This is a genomic window from Stenotrophomonas sp. LARHCG68 (assembly GCF_052871705.1).
Genome location: NZ_JBIXJV010000001.1, coordinates 907,561 through 931,632 on the forward strand (window position 1 = coordinate 907,561; position 24,072 = coordinate 931,632).

A 24,072-nucleotide genomic window follows, 5' to 3' on the forward strand; every position below is an offset into this window, starting at 1 on the left:
CACGTCAGGAAACCCAGTCATGTCCCATGTTCCGCAGATCAGAATCCCCGCCACCTACCTGCGCGGCGGCACCTCCAAGGGCGTGTTCTTCCGCCTGGAAGACCTGCCGGTCAGCGCGCAGGTGCCCGGCGCGGCACGCGACCGCCTGTTCCAGCGGGTGATCGGCTCGCCCGATCCGTTCGCCAAGCAGATCGATGGCATGGGCGGGGCGACCTCCAGCACCAGCAAGTGCGTGATCCTGTCGCCAAGCAGCAGGCCCGACCACGACGTGGACTACCTCTATGGCCAGGTCTCGATCGACACCGACTTCGTCGACTGGTCGGGTAATTGCGGCAACCTGTCCACCGGGGCCGGCGCGTTCGCGCTGCATGCCGGCTACGTCGATCCGGCCCGTGTTCCGGAAGATGGCGTCTGCGCGGTGCGTATCTGGCAGGCCAACATCAACAAGACCATCATCGCGCACGTGCCGGTCAGCAACGGCCAAGTGCAGGAAACCGGTGACTTCGAACTGGACGGGGTGACCTTCCCGGCGGCGGAGATCGTGCTGGAGTTCATCGATCCGGCCGATGAGGGCGAAGGCGAGGGCGGCGGTGCGATGTTCCCGACCGGCAACCTGGTCGATGACCTGGAGGTGCCGGGTGTCGGTACGCTGAAGGCCACGATGATCACCGCCGGTATCCCGACCGTGTTCGTCAACGCGGCCGACATCGGCTACACCGGCACCGAGCTGCAGCCGGCCATCAACGAGGACAAGGCGGCGCTGGCCCGGCTGGAAGCCATCCGCGTCGCCGGTGCGCTGCGCATGGGGCTGATCGCCTCGCCGGAGGAAGCACTCAAGCGCCAGCACACGCCGAAGATCGTGTTCGTCGCGCCGCCACAGGACTACGTGTCCAGCGGCAACAAGCCGATCAAGGCCGGTGACATCGACCTCAACGCCCGCGCCCTGTCGATGGGCAAGCTGCACCACGCGATGATGGGCACCGCTTCGGTGGCCATCGCCACCGCGGCGTCGGTGCCGGGCACGCTGGTCAACGCGGCTGCCGGTGGCGGCCAGCGCAACGCGGTGCGCTTCGGCCACCCGTCCGGCACGCTGCGGGTCGGCGCCGAGGTGGCGCAGGTCGATGGCCAGTGGACCGTGACCAAGGCGGTGATGAGCCGTAGCGCGCGCATCCTGATGGAAGGCTGGGTGCGGGTGCCGGGCGATACGTTCTGAGTGCCGGGGGTGCCGTGCCCGGCGCACGGCAACCATGGTTGGGCTGTTTCGGTCGGGGCCGCTGCGCTAGAGTGCAGCAACCTTCAATCGAGCCCGATGTACCTGCTTCGCTGGTACCCCTGTCATGGACGAACTTTCCAGCGCCGCAGCGCGCCTTCGCAGTCTCGTGCGCTCCGCCACCGTTGGATTGGTGGGGCGTGAGCAACTGGCCGAACTGATCCTGCTCGCCGCGGTCGCGCATGAGCACCTGCTGGTGATCGGCCCGCCGGGTACCGCCAAGAGTGCCGTGGTGCGGCGCGTGGCCAACCTGATGGGCGGGCGCTATTTCGAATACCTGCTCGGGCGCTTCACCGAGCCGGCCGAGCTGTTCGGGCCGGTGGACCTGCGTCGCCTGCGCGAAGGGCGGGTGGAAACCGATGTCGCCGGCATGCTGCCCGAGGCCGATGTCGCATTCCTGGACGAAGTCTTCCTCGGTTCCACCGCCATCCTCAATACCTTGCTGGGCGTGCTCAACGAGCGCCGCTTCCGACGTGGGCACACCGATGTGGCCTGTCCGTTGCGGGTCTGTGTGGGCGCCGCCAATGCACTGCCCGAGGACGAGTCGCTGGCCGCGTTCGCCGACCGTTTCCTGCTGCGCCTGTTCGTGGCGCCGGTGGCCGACAGCGAACTGGAGGCCCTGCTGGAAGGGGGCTGGCGCGCGGAGCAAGGGGTCGAGCAGGCGCAGCATGCGCTGGGCGACCTGGACCTGCTGGCCGGGCGCGTGCTGCACGTGAACCTGGACGCGGTACGCGGCCCATTGGCCGAGGCGGTGCGGGCGCTGCGCAAGGCCGGGCTATCGCTTTCGGACCGACGCATCGTGCGCACCCAGCGACTGGTGGCTGCGGCGACCGTGCTGGCCGGCCGACAGACCGCAACCGAGGCCGACCTGTGGCCGCTGTTCTACGTGCTGCCCAGCCACGAGGCGCAGTTGTCGGCGCAGGAAGCGCTGCGTGACTCGTTGAAGGTCGCCGCCAACCCGACCCTGAGCAGCGCGGCCGAGCTTGCGGCGTTGCAGCCGGCCTCGCGGGTGGACCGTCTGTTGCAGGCGGCACGCGCCTGCCTGGCGACGGATGACGAGACAACCTCGCGCACGTTGGCCGAGGCCCTGCTGCGCGAGATCGACGCCAACTTCGTCGCCGATGCGATGCCCGAGCTCCTGCTGGCCGAGCGCACGCGGCTGGTTGCCCATGTCGCGGCCAGTGCATGAAGTGGTCATGGTGCGCACCGGTTGAAGCGCCGGTCGCGCAGGGCATGGTGGCATCCGGCGCGGCGGCCCGCGTGCTTCTGCAGGCCATCACGGGTGCGGAGTCGGGCACCTTCCGGGTTGCCGCCCATGCCGACCTGCTGGTCGTGCTGGGAGCATTCGACCGCTTGCCATGGGTGGCCGATGCCACGTACATCGCGCCGGCCGGTGACGCTGCGGGCCTGTGGTTGCCGACCAACGTGTGGCCAGACGTCTCCGTGGACCTGGTACAGGCGGCGCTGGTGCGCCGCCACGGCCCGTTGCCCTTGTTGCTGCTGCCGTCGCCGGCGCAACTGGTGTCACTGGCGAGGGTCGTGCCGTTGGACGGCGGCTGGGTCGCGCGGCTGCAGGCCCGTTGGGCCGGGGCATGAGTACGGTCAACGCGCTGCCGCTGGCATTGCAGCCGTGGCAAACGTGGCTGCAGTTGTTCGAGACGGATATCGCCGTCACCCTGGGCGAGTTGCTGTTGCGGCTGGACCCGCTGATGGGGCGTGGGCAGGTGCAGGTACCTGCGGTTTCCGCGGTGCACGACGGCCTGGGCGGAATTGACCGACGGGGGCCCTACGAGCGCCTGCTGCTGAGCGAGTGGGGCCTGGCCGACGCGGCCCCCGACGAGTTCCTGCGCCGCGCCGCTGCCGGTGAGCACCTGTTCCTGGCGCCGCGCGCGGTGGAGCGGCAGACCGATGCGGTGGTGGTCGGCCTGTTTGATGCCGGGCCGCTGCAGTGGGGCGCGCCGCGGCTGGTGCAGGTGGCGTTGTGGATTCTGTTGGCGCGTCGCGCACGCACCCAACGCGCCCGTTTCCTGTGGGGCATGGCGCATCTGCCCGGTGCGCTGAGCGAAGCGCAGGATGCATCGGCGCTGCTGGCCCTGCTGCATGCGCGCACGCCGCTGATGGCCGATGACAGCCAATGGCAGGCATGGACGGATCATCTGCAGCAAACGCATGGCAAGGGGGAGCGCTGGTGGTGCGGCGGCCAGCCGGCCACTGCGCTGGCATGCACGCACCAGGCGTTGACGCGCAGTGGCATCGATCGTCAGCTGCAGGTCCGGCTGGGGCGGCGTGGCAGCGAGCGTGTACTGCAGCTGTCGGTCCCCACCACGGCCGCGGCAGCACGGTTGCTGCGTGGCGAGTTCCGCGGCGCGCCGGCGGGACAACGCGTGGCTGCGCATGGGGCCCACCGGTTCTCGCGTCAGCAGCGGCCGATCTTCAGCCTTGACGGGCAGCGCGTGGTGGTCCCGTTGCTGGGATCCCCTCGCGCCTGCCAGGTGAACGTGCCGACCGGGAACAGGGTCCAGCACAGGCGCAAGCTGATCCGTTACCACGAGTGGTCCACGGGCATGCAGTTGCTCGGTGGCCTGATGGTTGGAAAGGAATTCTGCGGTGTGCTCGCCAGCCAGCAGTTCCTGCGGTTCTGGAAGCTGCCGGGGCTGCCGACGCAGGTGCGGGAACGTCCACCAGGCAGCGTGATGACGGTGCGTCCCGGACTTCCGCAGTGGATGCAGGGGGCGTTGGTGCACGCTTCCCAGCGCGGAGCACCAGCGCGCGAACTGTTGTTGCTCGACCATGGCGGGCATCTGCTGGGGTGGACGGCCAAGGATGGGCCACGACCGGTCGCGGACCAGGTGGTTGCTCTGCAGCAGGTCAGTGCCGAGAGCGTGTTGTATGCGCGGTTCGAGGCCGGGGTGCTGCAGGTCGGTGCGCTGAACGCCGGCGGCGCAAGGAACATCAGCTGGCAGTTGCCGTTGCCACACCGTCCCAAGGCGGTGTGGTTGGCCAGGCGCGGGACGGGAGATGATGGTGTGCTGGTGGCTGCCCACTTCCAGGAGGGGGGGCGCTGGGCCTGCCGCATGGTGGTGTTTGGTGTTGGCCGGTCGCCGGAGCAGAGCGATGTCTCGCTTTGGCAGGACTGGCGGCCGCAAGGATTGGTGGCCGGGGAGGGAGGGCAGCAGCCCGATCGCCTGCTGGTGCTGCGTGCCGATCGGCGCGCATTGCTGGCCGCCGGCAAGGATGGGCCGGAGATGCTGTACACCTCGGCCAGTGATATCGGGAGCGTATCGGTATCGGTCGATGGCACCCGGGTGGCGGTGGTGGACCTGGCCGGCAATCTGAAGGTGCTGGGTGACGGGGGGCGCGTGGAATTGCTCACGCTTCATGGGTCGGAGGAAGCACATGGCTGAATCCCTGAGGGTCAACGTGCGCCAGCCGTCGTGGCGCGGACGCCAGGAGGTGGCTGCGCTGTGGTTCCCGCATGACTGGCTGAGCGTGGAGCAACGTCAACACCGGTTGCTGCAGTGCTGGGTGCCAGGCAGTCTGGCCTGGCGTTTCACGCAGGGCGACCTGTTGTGCTGGCCTGCACCGCGTTCCAGAGACTGCGCCAGGGTGCCTGGCGTCCCGCTGTGCAGGATCAAGGGCCGACTGCACGCCGCGCCGCTGAGTGCCACCGAGCAGGCCGCGCTCCCGGCCTGCGACGTGGTGTTGATCGATGGCGCACAGGCGCAGCCGCTGCAACTGGAAGACGCGCAGCGCCTGGATGTGGCGGCCTGGCTGGATGCCAGTGACTATGCGATACGCACGCTCTATGACCTGTCACTGCCGGCATCGACCGCGAAGTTGCCGCAGTTGGAGGGCAAGGGTGTGCGTGAAGTGCTGGGTGAAGTCATCCCCGCGCCGAGTTCCGAACGGGAGTCACTGCTGGAGCAATTGGGGCGCGGTAGCGGCGGGCGTCGCAGTCCCCTGGACGCCTTGCGTGATGCCCTGCCACGGCTGGCAGGGGAGGTGGCACGGCTGCTGCCGAGAGCCACGTCGGGCGCAGGCAGCGATGGTGCAGGCGTGCAGGCCGGCGGTGTGGCGGCACGTCGCCCGCCACCTGCACCCTCGGCGTGGCGGCGCCGCCTGGAGCGGCTTGCGGCCACCTCGCGGGTCAGCAAGCTGATCGGCCACCGCCAGGGGGCGTACATGCGGCGGATGCTGGCAATGTTCGAGGACGGTGACCTGCATGAGGCGTTGCGGCATGCCCTGCCGCTCTCCAACGGCGGCAACGACGACTCGATCGGACAGGCATTCGGCACGCCCGGGCGACGCAGCTCGCTGGACATCGGTGTGCGGCATGCCGGCGGCCGGGTGTCGATCAACCTCGACCCGGAGCTGGACAACTACCTGCGCAGGACCTACCAGGCGGCGTTCGAGCGGTTTGACCGCGCCGGTCGCTTCGACGAGGCGTTGTTCGTGCTGGCCGAGTTGCTGTGCGAGCGGCAGCGGGCACTGGATTACCTGGTCCAACACGGGCGCCATGCGCAGGCGGCGGAGTTGGCGCTGGGTTGGGACATGCCTGCGGCCAACTGCATCCGCCTGCTCGTGCTGGCCGGTGATCTCGAACGTGCGGTGCAGGTGGCCCGGCGCGACAATGCCTTCGCCGACGCCATCGCGCAGCTGGAGCCGGAACACAGGAGTCTCACCGGACAACTGCGCGTGTCATGGGGGCAGGCGCTGGTCGAGCAGGGCGATTGGCTGGGGGCGGTGGATGCGGTGTGGCCGGTGGCCGCGGCGCACGGGCAGGCACGGCAATGGTTGTCGGTGGCGCTGCAGGGCGATGGTGAGCTGCACGCGCGGGCGCTGGTGCGGTGCGCGCAGTTGCTGCCGGACCAGTTGGAGGCTTGCCTGCCAGCGTTGGACCGGTTGCTGGACATCGACGCCGAGCCGGCGCCGCGTGAAGCCATGTTGGCGGTGCTGCGCAGCGGTGGTGGCATAGGGCGGGCGCGCGACATCGCCCGACTGCTGCTGCCCGTACTGGCGGCCGACCGGGCATTGGGGCGGGTCGCCTGCACCGGCAAGGACCTGGATCGGTTGTTGAAACTGGCCGATGACCCGCTGCTCAGCGCCGACGTCCCTGGCTGGAAGCTGCCGCCGCTGGCGGCCACCCAGCACCTGCAATGGCGCTCCGAGCCGTTGCGGCTGCGGGCCCCGCAGGCCGGGCTGTGGGCCTTGCAGGACGTGCTTGCGCTTCCCGGACGCCGCTACCTGGCGGCGCTGGGCGAAAGTGGCGCGCTGCTGCTGGACGCCTACGGGCAAGTGCAGCAGCGTTATGCGGTGCCCACCTGGCAGCTTGTGGCCGGCGGTACCGGCGGCATCGCCCTTGCGCTGGCCCGGCGCGAGCGCAACTGGCACGTCTACCGCTTCGACCTGGTCACACAGACCGTGCACGATCTCGGGCAACTGGACATGGACCAGCATGCGCCGTCGATGAATGGCCTGGGCTGGACGATCCGGCGCGGCCAGCACCTGCGGGTGCTCGATACCGGGCGCGGCCTGGATCAGGTGCTGTGGCAGGTGGAGGTGCCGGAGCCGCTGCTGGCCTGCAGTTTCTTCGCTTCCCGCGAGGTCTGCCTGGTCGGCGAGGGCGATCGCCTGCAGGAGTGGAGCTGGGCGTTGCCGGGCCGCCGTCGTCTGCTGGCACGCAGCTTTGCCTTCGACGCGGCGTTACCGCTGCTGGCCGCGCCGTTGACCGGCATGTTGCAGCCCCGGGTAAGCCGTGAAGGCCAGGCATTGCAGCTGCGCCACGAGGTGGATGGCAGAAGCGTCTCGGTGGAGCTTGACCGTTTCACCGACCGCGAATGGGAATCACTGCTGCCCGGTGGCCCGGGGTTGCAGCTGCAGGTCCTGCAGAGCGGGCTGCTCTGGGTGCAGCTGGGCCGGTCCGACCTTGTCCTGGGCTATCTGGTGCGGGTGCATGATGGCCATTGCGTGGCCCGGGTGGAATGGCCGGCGGACGCGTTGCTGCGGCTGCGCGACCAGACCGACAACCTGGTGCTGCACGATGACCGTGGACGGGTGCTGTCGATCGACCTGGCGACCAGCACGCCGCACGCCCTGTCACTGCGCTAGGGTCCGGAAACCACGGGCCTGTACACAAGGTCCATGCCGATGGCTGGGTATACTCCGGCCATCTGCAGGAGGACGCCATGGGCAACAGGAAGTCGTGGGGATTGCGGGGGGCAGCGCTGGTTCTGGCGGCGATTGCCTTGATTGCAGGATGCAAGCGCAACGAGACCGGGCAGCTGCCCGGCACCAGTGGCGAGGCCATCCAGGCCAAGCGCGAAGAGGTCAAGGGCTTCGTCATGCTGCGGGCCTATCCGGACCAGCAGCGCGGTGACGGGATGGCGTTGGCGGTGGAGTTCTCGCGGCCGCTGGTCGGCACCCAGGACTTCGACAAGCTGCTGCGCTTCGAGGAGAAGGTCGGCACCGAGGAAAGCAGCTGGTCGCTGTCCGATGACGGCAAGACCCTGCGCTATCCCTACGTGGAGCCGGCCAAGGAATACACCCTGATCATTTCGCCGGACCTGCTGGCCGCCGATGGCAGCCGGCTGGGCACGGAGGTGAAGCAGAAGGTGTTCAGCGGCGAGATGGAGCCGGCGGTCGGTTTCGCTTCGCAGGGCAGCGTGCTGCCGGCCAAGGAGAGCCGCGGCCTGCCGGTGGTGTCGGTGAACGTGCCGGAGGTGGACGTCGAATTCCTGCGCGTGCGCGAATCCGAGCTGCCCAGCTTCTTTGCCCAGTACCAGCGTGGCGGCCGTCGTGGCAGCTGGGAGCTGGACAGCGAGTACAGCGACAATACGCCGCTGTCGCAGCTGGCCGAGCCGGTCTACATGAACCGCTTCGTGCTTGGTGGCAAGCAGAACGAGCGGGTACTGACCTACCTGCCGATCCAGGAAGTGAAGGAACTGCAGCAGCCGGGCCTGTACTTCGCGGTGATGAAGCGCACCGGCAGCTTCGGCGGCGAATACGACACCGCGTTCTTCTCCGTCAGCGACATCGGCCTGCACACCCGCGCCTACAAGGACACGCTGTTCGTCCACACCGCGTCGCTGGCCGATGGCACGCCGGCCAGGAAGGTCGACCTGAAGGTCATCAACGCCAAGGGCGAGGTGATCCTGAGGGGGCAGACCGACGGCAACGGCAACGCGTTGCTCAACTACACGCTCGATGCCACCCAGGTGCTGGTGGCTTCCAGCGGCAGCGATACCACGATGCTGCCGTTCAACCAGCCGGCGCTGGACCTGAGTGAGTTCGCGGTGGCCGGCCGCCAGAATGCCAACTTCGATGTATTCGCCTGGTCCGGGCGTGATCTGTACCGCCCCGGCGAGACGGTGCGCGTGTCCGCGCTGCTGCGTGACAACGACGGCAAGCCGCTGCCGGCCCCGGCCAATGGCGGGTTGCCGGTGTTCCTGCGGCTCAAGCAACCCGATGGCAAGACCTTCCGCGAAACCCGCCTGCAGGCAGGCGAGCAGGGCTATTTCTCCTTCGAGCAGGTGATCCCGGTCGAGGCGCCCACCGGCCGCTGGCAGGTGGAGTTCCGCACCGACCCGGCCAGCAAGGAAGCGGTGCAGGGCATGACCCTGCGCATCGAGGAGTTCCTGCCCGAACGCATGAAGCTGGACCTGGACAGCGCGCAGAAGACGCTCAAGCCGGGCGAGCCGCTCAAGCTGCAGGCCGACGCGGCCTACCTGTACGGCGCTCCGGCCGACGGCAACCGCTTCACCGCGCGCCTGGCGGTGGCGGTGGAACAGCATCCGGTCGAGGCGATGCCGGGCTGGTTCTTCGGCGATCCCACCGTTGAGCTGCCGCGGCAGGCCAACGACGTGATCGACACCACCCTTCCCGGCGATGGCAAGCTGCGCCAGGACATCCCGCTGCCGGCCGAGGTCGGCAAGGGGACGACAGTGGCGGCGGTGGTGTCGGGCAGCGTCTACGAGACCGGCGGCCGCACCGTCACCCGCACGCTCAAGCGCGTGCTGTGGCCGGCCCCGGCACTGGTGGCGGTGCGCCCGTTGTTCGACGACAAGGACGGTGCCGACGCCAACGCCAATGCGCGCTTCGAGCTGATGCGCGTGGATGCCGAGGGCAATCCGCAACCGGGCAAGGGCCTGAAGGTCACGCTGGTACGCGAGCTGCGCGATTACCACTGGACCTACACCGACAACCGTTGGGACTACGACTTCACCCGTCGCTTCGAGAACAAGGAAACCCGCACCCTCGATGCCGGCACCACCGCGGCCCGCTTCGACTTCCCGGTGGAGTGGGGCGATTACCGGGTGGACGTGTTCGATCCCGCCACCGGCCTGACCACGCGCTATCCGTTCAGTGCCGGCTGGAGCTGGGAGGACGAGAACCGCGGCATGGACGCACGCCCCGACAAGGTCAAGCTGGCGCTGGACAAGACCAGCTACCGCGCCGGTGACACGCTGAAGGTGACGGTGACGCCGCCGCATGCCGGCCGTGGCCTGTTGATGGTCGAAAGCGACAAGATGATCTACGTCCAGGACATCGACGCCAAACCGGGCAGCACCTTCGAAATCCCGGTGACCGCCGACTGGGAGCGCCACGACGTCTACGTCACCGCGCTGGTGTTCCGCGGCGGCAGCGCGCCGAGCAAGATCACCCCGGCGCGCGCCGTGGGCGTGGCCCACGTGCCGATGAACCGCAGCGACCGCCGCGTCGCCGTGGGCCTGGTGGCGCCCAGGCAGATGCGTCCCGAACAGCCGATGACGGTCACCGTCAGTGTGCCTGAGCTGGCCGGCAAGCCGGCCCATGTCACCGTCTCGGCGGTGGACGTGGGCATCCTCAACATCACCCGTTTCCCGGTGCCGGATGCCCCGGCGCATTTCTTCGCGCAGCGACGCCTGGGCGTGGATGCGTATGACATCTACGGGCGCGTGATCGAGAGTTTCGACGGCAACACCGGCAAGCTGAAGTTCGGTGGCGACATGGCCCTGGCGGCGCTGCCGCAGGCCAAGCGGCCGACCGCGCGAGTGCAGACCGTTGACCTGTTCTCCGGGCCGGTCGCGCTGGACGCCAAGGGCAATGCGCGGGTGCAACTGAACGTGCCGGACTTCAACGGTACCCTGCGGGTGTCGGCGATGGTCTATTCGGACCAGCGCTACGGCAACCGCGACGTGGAGACGCTGGTGCGCGCGCCGATCCTGGCCGAGGCCAGCATGCCGCGGGTGATGGCGCCGGGCGACCGCAGCATGGTCACCCTGGACGTGCAGAACTTCACCGGCAAGCCCGGCCAGTTCACGGTACGGGTGGACGGCGAAGGCCCGCTGGGCATCGCCGAGTCCTCGCGCTCGGTGCAGTTGGGCGCGGATGCCAAGAGCACCCTGAGCTTCCCGTTGACCGCGCAGGAAGGCTACAGCGTGGCCAAGGTGCGGGTGCGCGTGGACGGCAACGGTTTCAAGGTCGACCGGCGTTATGACCTGCCGGTGCGCGCGGCCTGGCCGCAGGTGCTGCGCTCGCAGACCCGCACGCTCGATCCGCTGGCACCGGTCACCCTGGACAGCAGCTTCATCGATGGCCTGATGAGCAACTCGGTCAGCGCCCGCATGCTGGTCAGCGCGCTGCCGCCGATCCCGTTCGCCTCCGCGCTGCAAGGGGCGCTCAATTATCCGTATGGGTGCGCCGAGCAGACCACGAGCAAGGGCTACGCCGCGTTGATGCTCGACCAGGCCACCTCGGCCATGCTCGGCGCCGATGGGCTGGATGCCAAGGCGCGCCGCGAGCGCATGGAAGGTGCGTTCGGCCGATTGGCATCGATGCAGGTGGCCAACGGCAACTTCTCGATGTGGGGCAACGACGACTACATCAACCCGGCGCTGACCCCGTACATTGCCGAGTTCCTGCTCGATGCCAAGGACGCCGGCTTCGCGGTGCCAGAGAACGTGCTGCAGAAAGCGCTGGACCGGATCAGCGAAGACCTGCTCAGCGGTGGCAACCAGTTCTACGGGCAGGACAACCGGGAGGCACTGAAGTTCGCCAACCAGGCCTATTCGGGCTATGTGCTGGCGCGGGTCAACCGCGCGCCGCTGGGAACCCTGCGCACGCTGTGGGACAACGAGCGCAGCAAGGCGGTGTCCGGCTTGTCGCTGGTGCACCTGGGCGTGGCGCTGTCGCTGCAGGGCGATGGCAAGCGCGGCCAGGCCGCGATTGCCGCCGGCTTCGCCAAGGCTACGAATGACCGTCCGTCCTACTTCGGCGATTACGGCAGCGTGCTGCGTGACGATGCGCTGATGATCGCACTGACCCACGAGCGCGGCCTGGCCAAGCCCGAGTACGACGCACGTGCAGTGTCCATGGGCCGCGAGCTGGAGGCCCGTCGCAACAGCGGCTGGCTGTGGCTGAGCACGCAGGAGCAGGTGGCGTTGGCACGCCTGGGCAAGGCCTTGATGGTCAACCAGAAGAAGCTGGTGTCCGGCGAACTGGCCGTGGGTGAGCGCCGCGAGGCGATCGACGCGCGCAAGGCGTTCGGCCGGGTGTTCGATGCAGCCCAGCTGGCGCAAGGCGTGCGTTTCTCGCCGCAGGGTGAGGCCCCGATGTTCGCCAGCCTGGACGTGGCCGGCATCCCGCGCCAGGCACCGGCGCCGGACAACCGCCATATCGGCATCGAGCGCACCTGGTACGGCACCGACGGCAAGCCGTGGACACCGCGTCCGTTGAAGGAAGGCGAGGCCTTGATCGTGCGCCTGAGCGTGACCGCCAATACCGCGATGCCCGAGGCATTGGTGACCGACCTGTTGCCGGCAGGCCTGGAGATCGAGAACTTCAACCTCGGTGATGCCAAGCAATGGGCCGACGTGGTGGTGGATGGCGTGGAGATCAGCGACCGTGGCAGCGCCGCCGACATCAAGCACGAGGAGTTCCGTGACGACCGTTACGTGGCGGCGGTGAACCTGTCGCGCGGCCGGACGGCGAACGTGTTCTACCTCGTCCGTGCGGTCAGCCCGGGTACCTACACCGTGCCGCCGCCGCTGGCCGAGGACATGTATCGTCCCGACCTGCGCGGTGTGGGGCGCTCCACCCCGAGCACGATCACGGTGGTACAGCCCTGACCCCGCCGCGCCTGCGCAACACGGTAGGAGCGGCTTCGGCCGCGAGGCCGGGAATGCCCGGCTTCGCGCCCGGGGTCGCTCCTGCTCCCCAAGGTCACGATTGAAGAACACGCACCAGTGAACACGCGCTTCCCGCGCCTGAAGCAGCTTGGCAAGCGCCTGCGCTCTCCCCGCACCCTGCGCCTGCTGCGCTGGGGCACCGCCACATTGCTGGCGTTGCTGCTGGTGCTGGACCTGGCCTTCCCGCCACCACTGCCGCGGTCGCGGGAGACCAGTACGCTGGTCGTCGCCGCCGACGGCACGCCGCTGCGTGCCTTCGCCGATGCCGAAGGCGTCTGGCGCTATCCGGCCGGCGCGAAGACGGTTTCGCCGCTTTACCTGCAGGCGTTGCTGACTTACGAGGACCGCTGGTTCTGGCGGCATCCGGGCATCAACCCCTGGGCGCTGCTGCGTGCGGCCAGGCAGATGGTGCTGGAGCGGCGCATCGTCTCCGGCGGTTCGACGCTGACCATGCAGGTCGCGCGCATCCTCGACCCGCATACGCGCACGCCATGGGGCAAGCTCAAGCAGCTGTTGCGTGCGGTGCAGCTGGAGGTGCACCTGAGCAAGGCCGAGATCCTCGACCTGTACCTGGAGCGCGCGCCCTACGGCGGCACCATCGAAGGCGTCGAGGCGGCCAGCTGGGCCTACCTGGGCAAGTCCGCCGCGCACCTGTCCCAGGCCGAGGCCGCACTGCTGGCCGTGCTGCCGCAGTCACCGAGCCGGCTGCGTCCGGACCGCCATCCCGAGGCCGCGAGACGGGCCCGCGACAAGGTGCTGGCGCGCATGGCCGAACTCGGCGCGTGGTCGGCCGACGAGGTCGCCGATGCGCGCATCGAGCCGGTCGTTGCGCGCTCGCTGAAGCAGCCGCTGTACGCGGCGCTGCTGGCCCAGCGCCTGCATGCGGCGCAACCGCGCGCCGCGCATATCCAGACCACGCTCGACGCCGGCCTGCAGCGCACGCTGGAGGAACGCGTGGCAGCGTACTTCTCGCAGCTGCCCGAGCGCACCTCCGCCGCGCTGCTGGTGATGGACAACACCACGCTGGAGGCCCGTGCCTACGTGGGCTCGGTCGCGTTCGGTGACAAGGCGCGGCTGGGGCACGTGGACATGGTGCAGGCCTGGCGCTCCCCCGGCTCCACGCTCAAGCCGTTCCTGTACGGCATGGCGCTGGACGATGGCCTGATCCACTCCGAGAGCCTGTTGGTGGATGCGCCGCAGAGTTTCGGCGGCTATCGCCCGGGCAACTTCGATGCCGCGTTCAATGGCCCCATTGGCGCGGCCAGTGCATTGCGCCTGTCGTTGAACGTGCCCTCGGTGGACCTGCTCGACCGTGTCGGCCCGGCGCGCTTCACCGCCCGGCTCGCCAACGGCGGGGTCACGCTGCGCTTCCCGCATGGGGCCAAGCCGAACCTGGCCGTGATCCTGGGCGGCACCGGTGCCCAGCTGGAGGGGCTGGTCGGAGCCTTCTCGGCGTTCAACCGCGGTGGCATCGCCGGGCGCGTGCGTTACACGCCGGACGATCCCCGGCTCGAGCGGCGGATGATGTCCGAAGGCGCGGCGTGGATCGTGCGTGACATCCTCGAATCCAACCCGCGCCCGGGGTACGGCGTGGGCACCTTCGACACCGGCGGCCGCCCGCGCGTGGCATGGAAGACCGGCACCAGCTTTGGTTACCGCGATGCCTGGGCCATCGGCGGTACCCGCCAGTACACCGTGGGGGTGTGGGTCGGCCGGCCCGACGGCACCCCGCTGCCCGGCCAGTACGGAGCGGTCACCGCGCTGCCGCTGATGTTCGAGGTCATCGACAGCCTGCCGCGCCAACCGGGCGACAACGCCACCCGGACGGCACCGGCCAGCGTCACTGAAATGGACATCTGCTGGCCGTTGGGCATCACCGCCGAGCAGACCCCGCCATCGATGTGTCACCGGCGGTTCCCGGCGATGGTGCTCGACGGCGTGGTGCCGCCCACCTTCGCCGAACGCGACGCCCGCCTGTGGCAATCCGGTCGCCTGCGCTTCGAGGTGGATGCAGTGACCGGGCAGCGGGTATCGGTGGACTGCGACGGCCATCCGGCCCGTGAGCAACGCGAGATCGCCCGTTGGCCGGCACTGGCTTCACCGTGGTTGTCGACCGTGCAACGGCAGGCACAGCAGTTGCCGGTGCTCGCGGCCGATTGCCCGGACGATGGCCGCCAATCGCGTGGCGTACTGCATATCGACGGCCTGAATGACCAGTCCACGCTGGCCCGGCCACCGGGTGCCACGCATGGTCCGCGCCTGCAGCTGCGCGCACTGGGAAGCGATGCCACCGTCCAATGGCTGCTCGATGGCCGCTGGATTGCCCAGACCCAGGGCGCGCGGGTGTTCATGCACGACTTCGAGGACGCCGGCGAACACACGCTCACCGCCCTGTCGGACGACGGCAGCTGGGCACGCGTGCGCTTCCGCGTCGTCCACTAGCCGGCAGGAGCCGAAGTCCCGGACCGCCAGGCGGTCATGACGTGGCAAGCGAGGCCGCTGCTGCCGAGGTTATTCGCCGATCCAGCCGTCCAGCATGTCGGCGAAGTCATCGGCATGGTCCTCCTCCTGCGCCAGGATCTGCTCCAGGATGCGCTTGGTGGTGGTGTCCTTGTCGCCGATGAAGTTGATCATCTCGCGATAGCTGTCGATGGCGATGCGCTCGGCGATGAGGTTCTCGCGGACCATGTCGCGCAGGTTGCCGCCTTCCTTGTACTCGGCGTGGGAGCGCGCGGTGAGGGTGTCCGGGTTGAGGTCCGGTGCACCGCCCAGTTGCACGATGCGGTTGGACAGCAGGTCCGCATGCGCCTGCTCCTGCTGGGCGTGTTCCAGGAACTCGGCCTTCACCGTGTCGGCCAGCATCCCCTTGGCCATGTAGTAATGCCGGTAGTAGCGCAGCACGCAGACCCATTCGGTGGCCAGCGCATCGTTGAGCAGCTTGATCACCGTGGTGCGGTCGGCGCTGTAGCTGGGCGTCACCGCACCGTCTTCCATGCGTTTGCGCGCGTTGGCCCGCAGGGTCTTGCGGTCGGTGAAGCCGGGCGTCGGGGCGGTGGGCTTGCTCGGCTTCGCGGCGGGCTGCTTGCTCATGGCTGGCCTTTCCTTCTGTTGGGGAAACTACTCCGGCAGATGGGCGAGCACGTACTCGGCGGAGGACACCTCGAACTGGCCGGGTTCCTCGACATAGCTGCCGCGTACCACGCCATCTTCCACGTACAGCGCGAACCGGCGCGAGCGCATGCCCATGCCGGAACTGCTTGCGTCCATCTCCAGCCCCAGCGCACGGGTGAACTCGCCGTTGCCGTCGGACAGCATCTGCAGGCCATCGGGCACCGATTGGCTTCGGGCCCAGGCCTGCATCACGAATGGATCATTGACCGCCATGCAGAACACCTCGATGCCGCGGCTGCGGAAATCATCGAAGTGCTCCACGTAACCGGGCAGGTGGCGGGCCGAGCAGGTCGGGGTGAACGCGCCGGGGACGGCGAACAGCACCACCTTGCGGCCGTCGAACAGGGTGTGGGTATCCACCGTTTCCAGGCCCTCGCGCAGGCGCTTGAGGATGACTTCGGGAATGCGGTCGCCGACTTGGATGGACATCAGTAACTCCTGTGCTGAATGTCAGTTTAGTGATCGATTGGAAGTGCAGCGTCAAAAGCTTGAAAACACGGCTTTCACGCAACACCTCGTGGGCATGGGAACGGCATCGCCATTCCGGCAGTCCGGGCCCCCACATTTCAGGAGGACATGATGAGCATCGTACGTTACCGCCAGTGGCCGACGCAGTCCGAAATCCGCAATCTGCTGGGCCCGTTGCTGGAAACCCCCGCCACCTCGCCGCAGGGCTGGGCGCCGGCGGTGGACATCCGCGAGGAGCCGATGCAGTTCGTGCTGTTGGCCGACCTCCCCGGCGTGGAGCCGTCCAGCATCGAGGTGCAGATGGACAAGGGCGTGCTGGAGATCCGTGGTGAGCGCAGCGCACCGGCCGCCGCCGGGGAAGGCCGCTTCTCGCGCAGCGAGCGACGCCATGGCGCGTTCAATCGCCGCTTCGCCCTGCCGGACAGCGCCAACGCCGAGGGCATCGCCGCCCGCAGCCAGAACGGCGTGCTGGAGATCCGCATCCCCAAGCGCGAGGAACCGGCACCGCGCCGCATCCAGGTCCAGGCCGCTTCCCCGGCCGTGTGAGTGCGCCTCCACCAGCACGAGCGCCGTGGCCCGGTAGAATGGCGGCCACGGCGGTTGCCGGTTGCATGACGGCCCGTTGCCGAAAGGTGGCGGGCCTGACTTTTTTGCAGAGGTGTATGGATGGAATTCAAGGATTACTACGCAACGCTGGGCGTGGAGCCCACCGCCGGCGATGCCGAGATCAAGACCGCCTACCGGCGTCTGGCGCGCAAGTACCACCCCGACGTCAGCAAGGAAGCCGGTGCGGAGGAGAAGTTCAAGGCGGTCAATGAGGCCTACGAGGCGCTGCGCGATCCGCAGAAGCGCCAGGCCTATGACCAGCTGCGCGCGCAGGGCTACCGCCCGGGCGAGGAATTCCAGGCACCGCCCAACTTCGGCGGCGGCCAGGGGTTTGATTTCGAGGAGGTGTTCGGCGGTGGCGGTGCCGGCGGCGGCTTCAGCGATTTCTTCGAAAGCCTGTTCGCGCGCCAGCGCGGTGCCGGCGGGGCGGGGCCGCGTGGTCGTCCCGGGTTTGGCGGCGCCGGGCCGCAACAGATGCGCGACACCCGCGCCAAGCTGTCGGTGCCGCTGGAGGCGGCGTACAGCGGCGACAGCCTGCGCATCACCGTCGATGGTCGCCAGCTCGACGTGCGCGTGCCCAAGGGCATCCGCCCGGGCCAGGTGATCCGGCTGGGCGGGCAGGGCAGCGGGGGCGGCAACCTGATGCTGGAGGTGGAATACGCCTCGCACCCGCAGTTCGAGGTGGACGGGCGCAACATCCTGTACACCCTGCAGGTCACGCCGTGGCAGGCGGCGCTGGGCACCAGCATCAGCGTGCCGACCCTGGGCGGGGCGGTGGAACTGAAGGTGCCGGCCGATTCGGACAGTGGCCGCAAGCTGCGCCTGCGCGGCCGTGGCCTGCCGGGCAAGCCCGACGGCGACCAGATCGTGGAACTGGAGGTGGTGGCCCCGGTGGCGACGACCGAGGCCCAGCGCAAGGCCTACCAGGAACTGGCGAACGCCTTCGGTGACAGTTGAGGCCGGTGCGTCCGGTCCCCGAGCACGAAAAAGGCGAGCTCCCCGGCTCGCCTTTTTCGTTCCCGCCCTCCGGCGTCAGCCGGCCGGCGGGGCCTCGGCGCTGAACACCTGCGCGATCACCGCGGACAGGTCTTCTTCCGAGAACGGCTTGGTGATATAGGCCTTGGCGCCCTGGCGCATGCCCCACAGACGGTCGGTGTCCTGGTCCTTGGTGGTCACCAGGATCACCGGGATGTGCTGGGTGGTGGCCTCGCGCTTGAGCGTGCGGGTGGCCTGGAACCCGTTGAGGTTCGGCATCACCACGTCCATCAGCACCAGGTCCGGCAGCACCGACTTGGCCGCTTCCACCCCGGAAGCGCCATCGGTGGCGGTAAAGGTCTCATGCCCCAGCTTCTCTACGATGCGCTGGATGCCCATCAGCTGAGACGGCGAATCGTCAACGATCAGGATGCGCGCCATGTTCTTCCCCAAGAGTCAGCGACGAGTGTAGTGCCGGCCCGGGCCCGGCGTGAAGCCGCCAGCGCCGGGTCCGGGCCGGGTCAGGATGGCGGTCAGTCGATTCTTACGACCGTGCGCCCGAAGGACTTGCCGGCGAGCATCGTATCGAACACACCCGGCAGTTCGCCAAGCCCCACTTCACGGGTACAGATGGTGCCCAGGTGGCGCGGCTTCCAGTCCCCGCCCAGCAGGGCCCAGACCTGCTCGCGGATGTCCCGGGCGGTGCCGGCCGAGGCCACGCCCAGCAGGGACACGCCGCGGATGATGAAGGGCATCACGGTCATGTCCAGCTCCGCGGTGGCCGCCAGGCCGGCCGAGGCCACGTTACCGTAGGGGCTGGTCTGGGCCAGCAGGCTGGTCAGCATCGCCCCGCCGACGTTGTCCAGCCCGCCGCCGAAGCGGGCCGATTCCATCGGCCGGGTGGTGGCCAAGGCATCGCGGCCCAGTACCTGGCTGGCACCGATCGCGGTCAGGTAGTCGGCCGCCTCGGCCTTGCCGCTGACGGCATGCACCTCGAAGCCGGCCCGGCTGAAGATGTCCACCGCCAGCGAGCCGACCCCGCCGGTGGCGCCGGTCACCGCCAGCGGGCCGAGCGCCGGGGATTGGCGGTTCTCGGTCATCCGGAACAGCGCCAGCGCGGCGGTGAAGCCGGCCGTGCCCAGCACCATGGCTTCACGCAGGTCCAGCCCGGCAGGCAGCGGGATCACCCATCGGGACTCCAGTCGCACGTACTGGCTGTAGCCGCCGTCGCGGGTCTCGCTCAGGCCGCAGCCGGTGGTCAGCACCTTGTCGCCCTCGCGGAAGGCCGGGTCGGTCGAGGCCACCACCTCGCCGGCCACGTCGATGCCGCCGACCAGCGGGAAGTGGCGCAGGATCTTGCCCTTGCCGGTGCCGGCCAGGGCGTCCTTGTAGTTCACCGAGGACCAGCGGGCACGGATCACCACCTCGCCGGGGCTGAGCTGGTCCAGCGCCAGCGGCTCCAGGCCGCTGCGGTAGCCCGTCTCGTCGTTGTGGATGCGGAAGGCGGAAAACGGGGTGGAAACGGACATGGCGGCCTGCACTGGAACGGGGGATGTCCAAGATAGCGGTTGCGAAACGGCAGGTCAGCCTCATCTAGTAGAATCGGGATTCGATTGATGGCCGGGTCCGGCGGGAACTCCCGCACCCCGGCCCTTACAGATGGAGCATGCATGGCCTGGAATACACCCGGCGGCAATGGTGGGGGCGCGGACGACCGCGGCCCGCGCAAGCCACGTGGCGGAAATGGCAACGGATGGGGCGGCAACATTCCCGGCCCGTTGCGCGACCTGTTTGATGGCGGCATCTGGCGCTGGGTACTGATCGTGGTGGCCTTGCTGGTGCTGTTCTCCAGCTTCCAGCTGATCGGCGAACAGCAGCGTGGCGTGGTGCTGCGCTTCGGCCAGTTCTCCCGCATCCTGCAGCCGGGCCCGAATTTCAAGCTGCCGTGGCCGATCGAGTCGGTGGTCAAGGTCAACGCGACCCAGATCAAGACCTTCAGCAGCAACGTGCCGGTGCTGACCCGCGACGAGAACATCGTCAACGTGGCGGTCAACGTGCAGTACCGCGTGGACGACCCGCGCCAGTACCTGTTCGGTACGGTCGATGCCGACCAGATGCTGGAGCAGTCCGCGCAGAGCGCGGTGCGCGAGCAGGTGGGCCGTGCCGACCTGAACACCGTGCTCAACAACCGCGGTCCGCTGGCCTCGGTGGCCGAGCAGCGCCTGCAGGCCTCGCTCAAGGCCTACAACACCGGCCTGAGCGTGACCGGCCTGACCCTGCCCGATGCCCGTCCGCCGGAAGAAGTGAAGCCGGCCTTCGACGAGGTCAACGGTGCCCAGCAGGTCAAGGAACGCCTGATCAACGAAGCCCAGGCCTATGCGGCCAAGGTCGTGCCGGAGGCGCGTGGCCAGGCCTCGCGTGCCCGCACCACCGCCGAAGGCTACAAGCAGGCCGCCGTGGCCAAGGCCGAAGGTGACGCGCGCCGCTTCACCCTGCTGCAGGCCGAGTACAAGAACGCGCCGGAAGTCACCCGCAAGCGCCTGTGGCTGGAAACCGTGCAGCAGGTGCTGGCCGAGAACCGCAAGGTCATCGGTGGCGATGGCCGCCAGCTGATCTACGTGCCGATGCCCGCCGATGCGGCCAAGGGCACCGGCAACGCCCCGCAGCTGACCCCGGACATGGTCGTGCCGGCCCTGCCGTCGGCCACCGACAGCATTCGCAACGCGGACCGTTCGGTCTCGCGCTCGGCAAGTCGTGAGGAGGCCAGCCGATGAAGAATTCATTTGTGATCGGCCTGCTGGTCGTGGTGCTGCTGGGCCTGCTGGGCTCGGTGTACGTGGTCCGCGAGGACCAGACAGCGATGGTGCTGAACCTGGGCAAGGTGGTGCGTTCGGACATCAAGCCGGGCCTGCACTTCAAGGTGCCGCTGGTGGAAACCGTGCGCGTGTTCGACCGCCGCTTCCAGGTGCTGGACACCGCCCCGGCGCGTTACTTCACCGCCGAGCAGAAGGACGTCAGCGTCGACTTCTTCGCCATCGGCTACATCTCCGACGTGCGTTCGTACTACCGCTCCACCGGCGGTGACGGCAAGGTGGCCAATGCCCGCCTGGCGCCGATCATCACCGACTCGCTGCGCAACCAGATCAACTCGCGCACCCTGCAGGCGCTGGTGTCCGGTGACCGCGGCGAGCTGATCGCCGGCCAGCTGAAGGCGATCAACGAGGCGGTCAAGCCGCTCGGCATGCAGATCATCGACCTGCGCATCAAGCAGATCGACCTGCCGACCGACAGCCAGGTGATCACCGACGTGTACGAGCGCATGCGCGCCCAGCGCAAGCAGGAGGCCGCCAAGCTGCGCGCCGAGGGCGAGGAGCAGTCGCTGACCATCCGCGCCCAGGCTGACCGCGAGAGCACCGTGATCGTGGCCGAGGCCGAGCGCGATGCGCAGCAGCTGCGTGGTGAGGGCGATGCCCAGGCCGCCGCCATCTACGGCAAGGCCGGCTCGGCCGACCCGGCGTTCTACTCGTTCTACCGCAGCCTGGAGGCCTACCGCGGCTCGATGACCGACGGCAATGGCGTGATCGTGCTCGACAAGAACGACCCGTTCCTGCAGTACCTGAAGAACGACCGCTGACCCTTGCGGCAGCACCAGGCTCGGCCCGGTGCTGCCAGATACCTGTAGCGCCGGGCCATGCCCGGCATCAACGTAGCGGAGGGTGGCTGCGTTCACGGGGCCGGGTCTGAACGACCGGCCACTGCCGCCGATGGGATGCACCGCCAGGGGTGGTAGCCGTCAGGCAAAACCCGGATAATCCAGAAAAGCCGGTCGGGCCTGCTCCTCACAGAGCGTCCCGTTCGGCTTTTTCCGTGTATGGCCTTGACGTTTGCCGGCGCTCCCCGATGGGGCACCACTGTGGCTGACCATTGGCTCCGCACGGCCCCGTCCGCGGCCCCGATGGCCGCAGCAAATTCAGGAGTTACCCGTCATGGGTCAATCAGTTGTTGTTCTCGGCGCCCAGTGGGGCGATGAAGGCAAGGGCAAGATCGTCGATCTGCTGACCGAGGAGATCGGTGCAGTGGTCCGTTTCCAGGGCGGCCACAATGCCGGCCACACCCTGGTCATCAACGGCAAGAAGACCGTCCTGCACCTGATTCCGTCCGGCATCCTGCGCGATGACGCGCTGTGCCTGATCGGCAATGGCGTGGTGATTTCCCCGGCCGCCCTGCGCAAGGAAATCGAGGAGCTGGAAACGGCCGGCGTGGAAGTGCGTTCGCGCCTGAAGATCTCCCCGGCCGCGCCGCTGATCATGCCGTACCACATCGCCCTGGATCAGGCCCGCGAAAAGGCCGCCGGCGGCAAGGCGATCGGCACCACCGGCCGTGGCATCGGCCCGGCCTATGAAGACAAGGTGGCGCGCCGCGGCATCCGCGTTGCCGACCTGCACTACCCGGAACAGCTGGCCGAGAAGCTGCGTTCGGCGCTGGACTACCACAACTTCGTGCTGACCCAGTACCTGGGCGTGGAACCGGTGGACTTCGACACCGTCTACCGGGAAGCGCTGGCCTTCGGCGAGTACGTCGAGCCGATGAAGTCCGACGTGGCCGGCATCTGCCATGACCTGCGCAAGCAGGGCAAGCGCGTGCTGTTCGAGGGCGCGCAGGGCGCGCTGCTGGACATCGACCACGGCACCTACCCGTACGTGACCAGCTCCAACACCACCGTCGGCGGCGCGCTGGCCGGTGCCGGTGTGGGCGCCGATGCGATCGACTACGTGCTGGGCATCGCCAAGGCCTACGCCACGCGCGTGGGTGGCGGTCCGTTCCCGACCGAACTGGACGACGAGATCGGCCAGGGCATCCGCGACCGTGGCGCCGAGTACGGTGCCTCGACCGGCCGTCCGCGTCGCTGCGGCTGGATGGACATCGTCGCGCTCAAGCGCGCCGTGGCCATCAACGGCATCTCGGGCCTGTGCATCACCAAGCTGGACGTGCTCGACGGCATGGAAAAGCTCAAGATCTGCATCGCCTACGAATACCGTGGCAAGCGTACCGAGTACGCCCCGCTGGATGCGCAGGGCTGGGAAGAGTGCACCCCGGTGTACCTGGAATTCCCGGGCTGGAGCGAGAACACCCACGGCGTCACCGAGTGGGACAAGCTGCCGCCGGCCGCCCGCGCTTACCTGCGCGCGCTGGAGGAACTGGCAGGCTGCCCGATCTCGATCGTGTCGACCGGTCCGGACCGCGACCACACCATGGTCCTGCAGGATCCGTGGGGCTGATCGCCCGTCACCGCGTTTGATGCGTGAACCAAGGCCCCGCGAAAGCGGGGCCTTGTGTTTGCAGCCTTGCGGTGGATGGTCATGGGATGGGGCGTCGCCGTCCGCGGGCATGGGCCTGGGGACTGGGGACTGGGCAGTGCCGCGGCCGGTGATGCCAGGGTGCTTCCCGCAGGGCCAGTCCAGTTCGGGTGCCTGGATTGTGCCGGTTCCGGCATCCGGGGTATTTCATGCCATCAAGGCGCGATGCGCCTGGAGCTGGATCCTGCCTGCAGGGACCACACGGGTGGCCTGAGGCGGCCCGTCTGCCCGCCCGCCGCCGGGAATGTCTTTCGGCCCTGCGGATTCCATGCCGGATCAGGCATCATCGGATGCCCGGTCGGCTTTTCTCCGACGCCACATGTCGTCCCGATGCGTATTGACCCTGCCGAAATCGAAGCCCTGTTCGACGCCATTCCCAGCGTGCTGTTCTTCGCCAAGGACACCGACGGGCGCTACACGCACGTCAACATGACGATGATGCAGCGGCTCGGCGTGAAGTCGCGCAGCGAAGTGATCGGGCGACGTGCCGATGAGCTGTACCCGGTGGGCATGAGCGAGGCCTACGTGGCCCAGGACCAGCGCGTGCTGGGGGGGGAGGTGATCGAGAACGTGATGGAGCTGCAGTTGTTCGCCAACCAGCAGCCCGGCTGGTGCCTGACCTGCAAGCGGCCGATCATCGAGGATGGCAGGGTGGTGGGCCTGATCGGCATCTCGCGCGACCTGGGCCAGCGTGGCGGGCTGGAGTCGCAGTACGAGCCGTTGCGGCTGGCGCTGGATTACCTCAACACGCACTACGCCGAGAACGTGCGCATGCAGACCCTGCTGGACATCACCGGGTTCTCGCTGTCCAAGCTGGAGCGCTCGTTCCGCAAGGTGTTCCAGATGACCCCGCAGCAGGTGCTGACCCGGCTGCGCATCCAGATCGCATTGCACCTGCTGCACGGCGAGGACAGCGTGGCCAGCATCGGGCAGGCCTGTGGTTTCAGCGACCAGAGCGCGTTCACCCGCAAGTTCAAGGCCGAAGTGGGCATGGCGCCGCGCCAGTACCGGGCGATGATCGCCGCGCGCGCGCTGCTGAACTGAGTCCGGGGCCGTGCTG

General features: G+C 68.4%; 17 protein-coding genes. 13 read left to right on the plus strand and 4 right to left on the minus strand.

The genetic code is table 11. The features are described 5' to 3' along the window. The first annotated feature begins 19 nt into the window (after nt 1-19). The 7 genes from prpF (at nt 20) to pbpC (ending at nt 14,877) form a co-directional block, all read left to right on the plus strand. Nucleotides 20-1,213 carry a 2-methylaconitate cis-trans isomerase PrpF gene (gene prpF / locus ACIPR8_RS03890; RefSeq protein ID WP_446540201.1) on the plus strand — a complete coding sequence of 398 codons (1,194 nt, stop codon included), beginning with the start codon at nt 20-22 and terminating at the stop codon, nt 1,211-1,213. Nucleotides 1,214-1,337: 124 nt separating this feature from the next. Then, nucleotides 1,338-2,459: an AAA family ATPase gene (locus ACIPR8_RS03895; protein ID WP_446540202.1), complete on the plus strand. Its 1,122-nt coding sequence runs from the start codon at nt 1,338-1,340 to the stop codon at nt 2,457-2,459. Beyond that, complete coding sequence (locus ACIPR8_RS03900; protein WP_446540203.1) at nt 2,456-2,866, plus strand: bpX5 domain-containing protein; 411 nt, start codon at nt 2,456-2,458, stop codon at nt 2,864-2,866. Before ACIPR8_RS03895 ends, ACIPR8_RS03900 begins: the two co-directional genes overlap by 4 nt. Further along, complete coding sequence (locus tag ACIPR8_RS03905) at nt 2,863-4,674, plus strand: hypothetical protein (protein WP_446540204.1); 1,812 nt, start codon at nt 2,863-2,865, stop codon at nt 4,672-4,674. The genes ACIPR8_RS03900 and ACIPR8_RS03905 overlap by 4 nt, the downstream gene beginning before the upstream one ends. Beyond that, nucleotides 4,667-7,378: a bpX6 domain-containing protein gene (locus ACIPR8_RS03910; RefSeq protein WP_446540205.1), complete on the plus strand. Its 2,712-nt coding sequence runs from the start codon at nt 4,667-4,669 to the stop codon at nt 7,376-7,378. The genes ACIPR8_RS03905 and ACIPR8_RS03910 overlap by 8 nt, the downstream gene beginning before the upstream one ends. Nucleotides 7,379-7,455: 77 nt before the next feature. Further along, entirely contained in the window at nt 7,456-12,375 is a 4,920-nt protein-coding gene (locus ACIPR8_RS03915; protein WP_446540206.1) for an alpha-2-macroglobulin family protein, read from the plus strand. Nucleotides 12,376-12,492: 117 nt separating this feature from the next. Then, a complete protein-coding gene (gene pbpC, locus ACIPR8_RS03920; RefSeq protein ID WP_446540207.1) occupies nt 12,493-14,877 on the plus strand; it encodes a penicillin-binding protein 1C in 2,385 nt (794 codons plus the stop codon). Nucleotides 14,878-14,946: 69 nt separating this feature from the next. On the opposite strand, the gene ACIPR8_RS03925 is transcribed toward pbpC, so the two are convergent. Further along, the gene (locus ACIPR8_RS03925) at nt 14,947-15,525 is read right to left on the minus strand and encodes a ferritin-like domain-containing protein (RefSeq protein WP_132865236.1); all 579 of its coding nucleotides are present in this window, start codon (nt 15,523-15,525) and stop codon (nt 14,947-14,949) included. A 27-nt stretch (nt 15,526-15,552) separates the two neighbouring features. Then, complete coding sequence (locus ACIPR8_RS03930) at nt 15,553-16,035, minus strand: peroxiredoxin (protein ID WP_132865235.1); 483 nt, start codon at nt 16,033-16,035, stop codon at nt 15,553-15,555. Nucleotides 16,036-16,185: 150 nt separating this feature from the next. Between ACIPR8_RS03930 and ACIPR8_RS03935 the strand changes: the two genes are divergently transcribed. Together ACIPR8_RS03935 and ACIPR8_RS03940 are read left to right on the plus strand one after the other, a co-directional pair. After that, nucleotides 16,186-16,620, plus strand: a complete 435-nt coding sequence (locus tag ACIPR8_RS03935; RefSeq protein ID WP_446540208.1) for an Hsp20/alpha crystallin family protein — start codon at nt 16,186-16,188, stop codon at nt 16,618-16,620. 120 nt (nt 16,621-16,740) lie between these two features. After that, nucleotides 16,741-17,637, plus strand: coding sequence for a DnaJ C-terminal domain-containing protein (locus ACIPR8_RS03940; RefSeq protein ID WP_446540209.1), 897 nt, complete (start codon nt 16,741-16,743; stop codon nt 17,635-17,637). A 75-nt stretch (nt 17,638-17,712) separates the two neighbouring features. Here ACIPR8_RS03940 and pilH read toward each other — a convergent pair whose 3' ends face one another. Both pilH and ACIPR8_RS03950 read right to left on the minus strand, forming a co-directional pair. After that, nucleotides 17,713-18,096 (minus strand): twitching motility response regulator PilH, encoded by a 384-nt coding sequence (gene pilH, locus ACIPR8_RS03945; protein ID WP_132865232.1) that lies wholly within the window; start codon nt 18,094-18,096, stop codon nt 17,713-17,715. A gap of 92 nt (nt 18,097-18,188) precedes the next feature. Then, the gene (locus ACIPR8_RS03950) at nt 18,189-19,184 is read right to left on the minus strand and encodes a YhdH/YhfP family quinone oxidoreductase (protein WP_446540210.1); all 996 of its coding nucleotides are present in this window, start codon (nt 19,182-19,184) and stop codon (nt 18,189-18,191) included. A gap of 141 nt (nt 19,185-19,325) precedes the next feature. Between ACIPR8_RS03950 and hflK the strand changes: the two genes are divergently transcribed. The 4 genes from hflK to ACIPR8_RS03970 all read left to right on the plus strand — a co-directional run bounded on the left by hflK (nt 19,326) and on the right by ACIPR8_RS03970 (nt 24,056). Then, a complete protein-coding gene (gene hflK, locus ACIPR8_RS03955; protein WP_192287363.1) occupies nt 19,326-20,429 on the plus strand; it encodes an FtsH protease activity modulator HflK in 1,104 nt (367 codons plus the stop codon). Further along, the gene (gene hflC / locus ACIPR8_RS03960; RefSeq protein WP_132865229.1) at nt 20,426-21,289 is read left to right on the plus strand and encodes a protease modulator HflC; all 864 of its coding nucleotides are present in this window, start codon (nt 20,426-20,428) and stop codon (nt 21,287-21,289) included. The genes hflK and hflC overlap by 4 nt, the downstream gene beginning before the upstream one ends. 352 nt (nt 21,290-21,641) lie before the next feature. Further along, the gene (locus tag ACIPR8_RS03965; RefSeq protein WP_446540211.1) at nt 21,642-22,934 is read left to right on the plus strand and encodes an adenylosuccinate synthase; all 1,293 of its coding nucleotides are present in this window, start codon (nt 21,642-21,644) and stop codon (nt 22,932-22,934) included. 408 nt (nt 22,935-23,342) lie between these two features. Next, nucleotides 23,343-24,056: an AraC family transcriptional regulator gene (locus ACIPR8_RS03970; RefSeq protein ID WP_132865227.1), complete on the plus strand. Its 714-nt coding sequence runs from the start codon at nt 23,343-23,345 to the stop codon at nt 24,054-24,056. Nucleotides 24,057-24,072 lie beyond the last annotated feature (16 nt).

Bases quoted from the DNA above. Each gene is read 5' to 3' on its own strand.
- prpF (WP_446540201.1), top strand. From the start codon at position 20: ATGTCCCATGTTCCGCAGATCAGAATCCCCGCCACCTACCTGCGCGGC.
- ACIPR8_RS03895 (WP_446540202.1), top strand. From the start codon at position 1,338: ATGGACGAACTTTCCAGCGCCGCAGCGCGCCTTCGCAGTCTCGTGCGC.
- ACIPR8_RS03900 (WP_446540203.1), top strand. From the start codon at position 2,456: ATGAAGTGGTCATGGTGCGCACCGGTTGAAGCGCCGGTCGCGCAGGGC.
- ACIPR8_RS03905 (WP_446540204.1), top strand. From the start codon at position 2,863: ATGAGTACGGTCAACGCGCTGCCGCTGGCATTGCAGCCGTGGCAAACG.
- ACIPR8_RS03910 (WP_446540205.1), top strand. From the start codon at position 4,667: ATGGCTGAATCCCTGAGGGTCAACGTGCGCCAGCCGTCGTGGCGCGGA.
- ACIPR8_RS03915 (WP_446540206.1), top strand. From the start codon at position 7,456: ATGGGCAACAGGAAGTCGTGGGGATTGCGGGGGGCAGCGCTGGTTCTG.
- ACIPR8_RS03925 (WP_132865236.1), bottom strand. From the start codon at position 15,525: ATGAGCAAGCAGCCCGCCGCGAAGCCGAGCAAGCCCACCGCCCCGACG.
- ACIPR8_RS03930 (WP_132865235.1), bottom strand. From the start codon at position 16,035: ATGTCCATCCAAGTCGGCGACCGCATTCCCGAAGTCATCCTCAAGCGC.
- ACIPR8_RS03935 (WP_446540208.1), top strand. From the start codon at position 16,186: ATGAGCATCGTACGTTACCGCCAGTGGCCGACGCAGTCCGAAATCCGC.
- ACIPR8_RS03940 (WP_446540209.1), top strand. From the start codon at position 16,741: ATGGAATTCAAGGATTACTACGCAACGCTGGGCGTGGAGCCCACCGCC.
- pilH (WP_132865232.1), bottom strand. From the start codon at position 18,096: ATGGCGCGCATCCTGATCGTTGACGATTCGCCGTCTCAGCTGATGGGC.
- ACIPR8_RS03950 (WP_446540210.1), bottom strand. From the start codon at position 19,184: ATGTCCGTTTCCACCCCGTTTTCCGCCTTCCGCATCCACAACGACGAG.
- hflK (WP_192287363.1), top strand. From the start codon at position 19,326: ATGGCCTGGAATACACCCGGCGGCAATGGTGGGGGCGCGGACGACCGC.
- hflC (WP_132865229.1), top strand. From the start codon at position 20,426: ATGAAGAATTCATTTGTGATCGGCCTGCTGGTCGTGGTGCTGCTGGGC.
- ACIPR8_RS03965 (WP_446540211.1), top strand. From the start codon at position 21,642: ATGGGTCAATCAGTTGTTGTTCTCGGCGCCCAGTGGGGCGATGAAGGC.
- ACIPR8_RS03970 (WP_132865227.1), top strand. From the start codon at position 23,343: ATGCGTATTGACCCTGCCGAAATCGAAGCCCTGTTCGACGCCATTCCC.